The 6,365-nt window shown below is 67.4% G+C and carries 6 protein-coding genes; 3 read left to right on the top strand and 3 right to left on the bottom strand.

The window, feature by feature from the left end:
- The 3 genes from rpsT to ABD154_RS06005 form a co-directional block, all read right to left on the bottom strand.
- The coding region (gene rpsT, locus ABD154_RS06015) for a 30S ribosomal protein S20 (RefSeq protein ID WP_137823915.1) at positions 1 to 260 on the bottom strand (260 nt) is incomplete at its 3' end.
- 175 nt (positions 261 to 435) lie between these two features.
- Entirely contained in the window at positions 436 to 1,044 is a 609-nt protein-coding gene (locus ABD154_RS06010; protein WP_198498925.1) for a type II toxin-antitoxin system PemK/MazF family toxin, read from the bottom strand.
- Between the two features lie 165 nt (positions 1,045 to 1,209).
- Positions 1,210 to 1,989 (bottom strand): endonuclease/exonuclease/phosphatase family protein, encoded by a 780-nt coding sequence (locus ABD154_RS06005; RefSeq protein ID WP_198498924.1) that lies wholly within the window; start codon positions 1,987 to 1,989, stop codon positions 1,210 to 1,212.
- A 232-nt stretch (positions 1,990 to 2,221) separates the two neighbouring features.
- Between ABD154_RS06005 and lepA the strand changes: the two genes are divergently transcribed.
- The 3 genes from lepA to ABD154_RS05990 all read left to right on the top strand — a co-directional run bounded on the left by lepA (position 2,222) and on the right by ABD154_RS05990 (position 6,360).
- Positions 2,222 to 4,090 carry a translation elongation factor 4 gene (lepA, locus tag ABD154_RS06000; RefSeq protein WP_232623613.1) on the top strand — a complete coding sequence of 623 codons (1,869 nt, stop codon included), beginning with the start codon at positions 2,222 to 2,224 and terminating at the stop codon, positions 4,088 to 4,090.
- Positions 4,091 to 5,320: a radical SAM family heme chaperone HemW gene (hemW, locus tag ABD154_RS05995; RefSeq protein ID WP_198498923.1), complete on the top strand. Its 1,230-nt coding sequence runs from the start codon at positions 4,091 to 4,093 to the stop codon at positions 5,318 to 5,320. It abuts the gene before it with no gap.
- A 587-nt stretch (positions 5,321 to 5,907) separates the two neighbouring features.
- Positions 5,908 to 6,360, top strand: a complete 453-nt coding sequence (locus tag ABD154_RS05990) for a hypothetical protein (RefSeq protein ID WP_198498922.1) — start codon at positions 5,908 to 5,910, stop codon at positions 6,358 to 6,360.
- Positions 6,361 to 6,365: the final 5 nt, after the last annotated feature.

Genomic DNA, 6,365 nt, shown 5'->3' with positions numbered 1-6,365 from the left:
CAGAGAGCGTTGATCTGCTTGGCGAGCCTCGACTTGCGGTTCGCAGCGTTGTTCTTGTGCAGAACACCCTTCGACACAGCCTTGTCGAGCTTGCGGGCGGCCACAGCATAAGCCTGCTGTGCCTCGTCCTTGTTGCCGGCAGCAATGCTCTCACGGACGTCGCGAATGAGACCGCGGACCTCGGTGCGCACCGACTTGTTGCGCAGACGAGCCTTCTCGTTGGTCTTGATCCGCTTCATCTGGGACTTGATATTAGCCAATTTCAACACTCTTTCGTGTTCGTACTACATGGTCGTGAGGGCACATCCGCACGAGCGCGTCATCTCCGCGGGGAAACACCTCGATGACATCGTGTCGGACGGCATCTTCACCCGACCTCGGCGAGACACACGCCTTGATGAAGACACAAGCACATATCCTACCAGGCGACCGCCCTCAGTCGAATTCGGCGGCGACGAGGGCGAAGACCTCACGCGACATCACCGCGCCCTCCCGGCGGATGCCGTTCGGATCGAGGCGGATGATGCGGTCGAGGCGCACCTCCGAGGGCCGGCCCTGCGAGTCCCAGTCACCGCTGCCGATGTTCATCCACCGCGCACCGCCGTCCGAGCGCACCTCGCCGATCCCGCCGGGGATGCGATCCTTGCTCGTGAGCATGAGGACGAGCACCCACTGCCCGTCCTTGCCGATGACGAGCGAGGGCCGATCCTTGCCCTGCGAATGATCCTCCTCGAACGGCACCCAGCCCCACACGACCTCACCGGGATCGGCGTCGCCGTCGAGATCGGGGGAGTAGGAGACCGTGACCGGTCCGCGGTAGTCACCGGGATAGCCGCCGGTGCGTGCGTTCGTCGTCCGTGCCCCGCCCGGCGCCGAGGCGGTTCCCCCGCCCGGACGCGACTGGCCCTGCGAGGACGGCCGGGGAGCAGGCCGGCCACCGGACTGCCCGCCCTGTGACCGCTTGCTCTGCGACTCCTTGAGGTACTTCATGCCCTCGCGGACACCGATCTTCACGGCACGATTGACGATTGATCTCCAGCTCATGCCACCCAGCCTAGTGGACGGCCTTGACAGCACTCTGTCGCCGAACGACGGACCGGCTTCCGGCACCAGCTGCGGCCGGGTGACCCCCTGAACCGGCGTGACACCCCAGTCTTCGTGCCGGCACCGGCAAGCGTCCGGCGGCAACGGGAGTCCGCAGTCCGCGCCTCATGCCCGGACGTCGCCGGTCCAGCGCAGGGTCGCCTCGACGGGGAAATGATCGGACGGGTACGTGCCGTCGACGTTGAAGGTGTCGATGCGGGTGGCCACGGTCTCCAGCCCCGGCGTCGTGAGGATCCAGTCGATGCGCGGCTCCCCGGCCTTGGGTCCCTTGTAGCGGTGGAACGTGCCGATGTCCTCCCCGGGCACCGCAGCGGCGGTGTCCGTGAGGCCGAGGTCCGTGACGAAGTAGTCGTAGACGGGGGCTCCGGTGGCGACGTTGAAGTCACCGGTGACGACGCAGGGGACGGCCACCTCGGCGATGGTCTCCGCCATGATCTTCGCGGACTCGAGCCGCGCGCGTTCGGACTTGTGGTCGAGGTGGGTGTTGAGCAGCCGCAGCGCCCGGCCGGTCTCGAGGTCCTTGAAGTCGACCGTCGTCAGGGTGCGGGCATGCGAGACGCCCCACGACTCCGAGGCGACGGTGTCCGGGGTCTCCGACAGCCAGCTGATGTCGACGGTCTCGACCTCGAAGCGGGTGGAGTCGCAGATGATCGCCGTGAACTCTCCGGCATTGCCGCCCGAATGCCCCTCGCCGAGCCAGATGTACTCATCGGGGAGGAGTTCGATGAGGGTCTCGAGCTGGTCGAGCTCGCCCTCCTGGGTGCCGATGAGATGCGGATGGGCGGCGCGGATGAGCTCGGCGGCGACCGGCAGGCGCTCGGCGACGGGATGCCCGTCCATCGCCGGGTAGCGGAGATTGAAGCTCATAACGGTGAAGTCGCTCATGAGACCATCATCGCCGACGTCCGCGGCGAACGGAGGGAAATCCGCCGAGATTTCCCGGGCCCACCTCGGCGAACCGGGCGGGCCGACACCGGCGAACCGGGCAAGCTGAGCACGGCGAACTGGGCAATGCGACACCGGCGAACCGGGCAAGACTTCCCGCCTGCGCGGATTCCGGCCCGGGGACCAACTCGTGGAACAATGGAGGTTCGCACGAATTGAAGAAAGGGCGTTCATGTCACCTCAGGTGTCGCCACAAGCACTCCAGCGGATCACACCGTCCGCAACCTCACCCGAGTTGATCCGCAATTTCTGCATCATCGCCCACATCGACCACGGCAAGTCGACCCTGGCCGACCGGATGCTCCAGATCACCGGAGTCGTCCAGCCCCGCGACATGCGCGCGCAGTACCTCGACCGGATGGACATCGAACGCGAGCGCGGCATCACGATCAAATCGCAGGCCGTACGCATGCCCTGGGAGACCGAGGGCACCCCGTACGCGCTCAACATGATCGACACCCCCGGACACGTCGACTTCACGTACGAGGTCTCCCGGTCGCTGGCCGCCTGTGAGGGTGCGCTCCTCCTCGTCGACTCCGCGCAGGGCATCGAGGCCCAGACGCTCGCGAACCTCTACCTCGCGATGGAGAACGATCTCACGATCATCCCCGTCCTCAACAAGATCGACCTGCCCGCCGCGCAGCCGGACAAGTACGCCGAGGAGCTGGCGAACCTCATCGGCAGCGACCCGGCCGACGTCCTCCGCGTCTCCGGCAAGACCGGCGAAGGCGTCGAGGGCGTCCTCGACCGGATCATCACCGACATTCCCGCCCCCGTCGGCGACGCCGATGCTCCGGCCCGGGCGATGATCTTCGACTCCGTCTACGACACCTACCGCGGTGTCGTCACCTATGTCCGCGTCGTCGACGGCTCGCTCTCCCCGCGGGAGAAGGTGACGATGATGTCGACGGGCACGACCCACGAGCTCCTCGAGATCGGCGTGTCCTCCCCGGAGCCGATCGCGACGAAGGGACTCGGCGTCGGTGAGGTCGGCTACCTCATCACCGGCGTCAAGGACGTCCGCCAGTCGAAGGTCGGCGACACCGTGACCGCGACGAAGGCCCCCGCCGAGGCGCCCCTGGCCGGATACTCCGAACCCAAGCCGATGGTGTTCTCCGGTCTCTTCCCGATCGACGGCTCCGACTACCCGGCGCTGCGCGATGCCCTCGACAAGCTCAAGCTCAACGACGCCGCACTCGTCTACGAGCCCGAGACCTCGACCGCACTCGGCTTCGGCTTCCGCTGCGGGTTCCTCGGCCTGCTCCACCTCGAGATCGTTCGGGAGCGCCTCGAGCGCGAATTCGACCTCGACCTCATCTCGACCGCCCCGAGCGTGATCTACAACGTCACCCTCGAGGACCGTTCGGAGGTCGTCGTGACGAACCCGAGCGAGTTCCCGACCGGCAAGATCCGCGAGGTCCGCGAACCGATGGTGCGCGCGACCATCCTCACGCCGAGTGACTACATCGGCGCGGTCATGGAGCTGTGCCAGGATCGTCGCGGCAAGCTCCAGGGCATGGACTACCTGTCCTCGGACCGCGTGGAGATCCGCTACCGGCTGCCGCTGGCGGAGATCGTCTTCGACTTCTTCGACCAGCTCAAGTCCCGGACGAAGGGGTACGCCTCCCTCGACTACGCCGACGACGGTGAGGACGCAGCGGATCTCGTCAAGGTCGACATCCTCCTCCACGGCGACCAGGTCGACGCGTTCTCCGCGATCGTCCACCGCGACAAGGCCTACGGGTACGGGGTGCTCATGGCCGGCAAGCTGCGCGGACTCATTCCCCGCCAGCAGTTCGAGGTGCCGATCCAGGCCGCCATCGGCTCGCGCATCATCGCCCGCGAGACCATCCGCGCGATCCGCAAGGACGTGCTCTCGAAGTGCTACGGCGGCGACATCAGCCGCAAGCGCAAGCTGCTCGAGAAGCAGAAGGAGGGCAAGAAGCGGATGAAGATGGTCGGCAGCGTCGAGGTCCCGCAGGAGGCCTTCATCGCCGCCCTGTCCTCGGACGAGCCCGACAAGAAGGACGCCAAGAAGTAAGTGCCGGCACAACCGCTCGGTGAGATCCCGCCGCTCGACGGTTCCCTTCCCGCCTCGGCGGGGACCGGGACCGACACGCGGCTGAGCCTCTACGTCCACGTCCCGTACTGCCGGGTCCGGTGCGGGTACTGCGACTTCAACACCTACACCGCAGACGAGCTCGGACCGGGCGCGAACCGCGAGGACTACCGCGCGATGATCGCCCGTGAGCTCGATCTCTCGACCCGGGTCCTCGCCGAGGCGGGGGCCGGTGACCGTGAGGTCGGGACGATCTTCTTCGGCGGGGGCACCCCGACGCTCCTGCCCGCCGAGGTGCTCGCCGGGGTGATGGACGACATCCGCGCCCGCTACCGGCTGGCCCCCGACGTCGAGGTGACGACCGAGGCGAACCCCGACACGCTCGACCCCGGCTACATCGACACGCTCGCGACGGCCGGCTTCACCCGGATGTCGGTGGGCATGCAGTCGGCGGTGCCGCACGTGCTCGCCACGCTCGACCGCACGCATGATCCGAAGAAGATCCCCGAGGTCACCCGGTGGATCAAGGACGCGGACCTCGAACTCAGCCTCGACCTCATCTACGGCACTCCGGGCGAGTCGATCGCGGACTGGAGGACCTCCCTCGAGGCCGCGCTCGAGGGCGACGTCGACCACATCTCCGCGTACTCGCTCATCGTCGAACCCGGCACGAAGATGGGAGTGATGGTCCGTCGAGGGCAGCTGCCGATGCCCGACGAGGACGATCTCGCCGACAAGTACGAGATCGCCGATGCCGCCATGGCCTCCGCGGGCCTGAACTGGTACGAGGTGAGCAACTGGTCGACGTCGGAGGCGACCCGCTGCGACCACAACATGGCGTATTGGCGCAATGCCGACTGGTGGGGTTTCGGACCGGGGGCGCATTCGCACATCGGGGGAGTGCGGTTCTGGAACGCGAAGCACCCGCGAGCCTGGTCCGACCGGCTGCGCGCCGGTGACTCGCCGGCGATCGGCCGGGAAGTGCTCTCGGCGTCGACGCGGGAGATCGAACGGATCATGCTCGCCGCCCGCATCGACTCCGAGCTGCCGCTCGAAACGCTGGCCCCCGGCAGCGACGCCGCGATCAGGACCTTCGTCAAGCAGGGGCTTCTCGACGCCGAGGCGGTCGAGAGCGGCCGCTTCTCACCGACCCTGCAGGGCCGGCTCATGGCCGACTACATGGTCCGCGTCCTCACGGAGTTCGTGGACTGAGGCCGGCAAGGCAGGCTCGCGGTGCCGACGTCCTGCTACGCTGACTACAGATATGGTGGCATCCCTCGCGGAAGCTCATTGTCCCGCGGGCGTGCACTGGGGGAATCTCGCCGGGGAGGTGGCCGATGCCCAGTTCCGATCCGTACGAAGAGCCGTCTGGCCTGCCCCCGTTCCCACAGAGTGCCGAGCGCCCCTCGGATTCCCGATCCGAAGTGCAGCCCACACGGTCACCGGCGCCGCGAGTGGAGATCTCACGGTCCGGCGAGGGGGAGAATGAGCATCGCGACGACCGGCATCTCCCTCCGTCGCTCCCGCACCCACACTCTGCTCGGTCGCAGCGCCCGACTGTGGCACAGGGGATCGGTCGGGTGAGCGGCGACGTCAAGAACGTCGCGGTGCGTGCCACGGGCACAATGAGCCACTCAGCGCTGTGGACGAAGGGGCGCAGAGCTGCGGGACGTGCGTCGGCGACGGCTCTGTCCGGAGGCCGCGTGGCATGGGAGGCATCGACGGCGGCTGTCCACGCCTACACGACGGCGTCCTCCCTTCATGCAGATCGCACCGGTCGCAAGCGCCGACCGTGGGAAGTGCTCGCTGCAGCGATCCTCGGGTTGATCGCCCCGCTGTTCATTGCGCTGGCAGTCATCGTCATGGCCGTCACCGGTGGCAGGACGCTGAGAGCGGCGGGTTTCGCGCTGCGGCAGGTGGGCGGCAGCACCGGAGCAGAGGCGGTCACCGCCGTCGGTGACATGTCGACCGCCCTGGCCAATGCGCTTGTGGTGGTGGGCATCATCGTCGGGCTCATCGTCGTCGTGGCCTTCGTCGTCTATGCCTGGCGACTTCTCGTGGGGCGCGGCCGCGCGCGGTGGATCGCCCTCGCTGCACTCATCGTGTCTCTGTTCGTCCTCACACCGCTCAGCCCGATCCTCGTCACGGGTTTTCAGCTGTTCGGTGTCACCAGTCTCGTCTTCGCTTTTCTGCCGCGATCCTCGGCGTGGTTTGCCCACCGCCGGCGCGGCACGCGCTGGGCTGCGCGATGAACGAC

This window comes from Brevibacterium sanguinis, assembly GCF_039528855.1.
Classification (GTDB): Bacteria; Actinomycetota; Actinomycetes; order Actinomycetales; family Brevibacteriaceae; genus Brevibacterium; species Brevibacterium sanguinis.
This window is presented reverse-complemented; position numbering and strand designations above follow the sequence as displayed.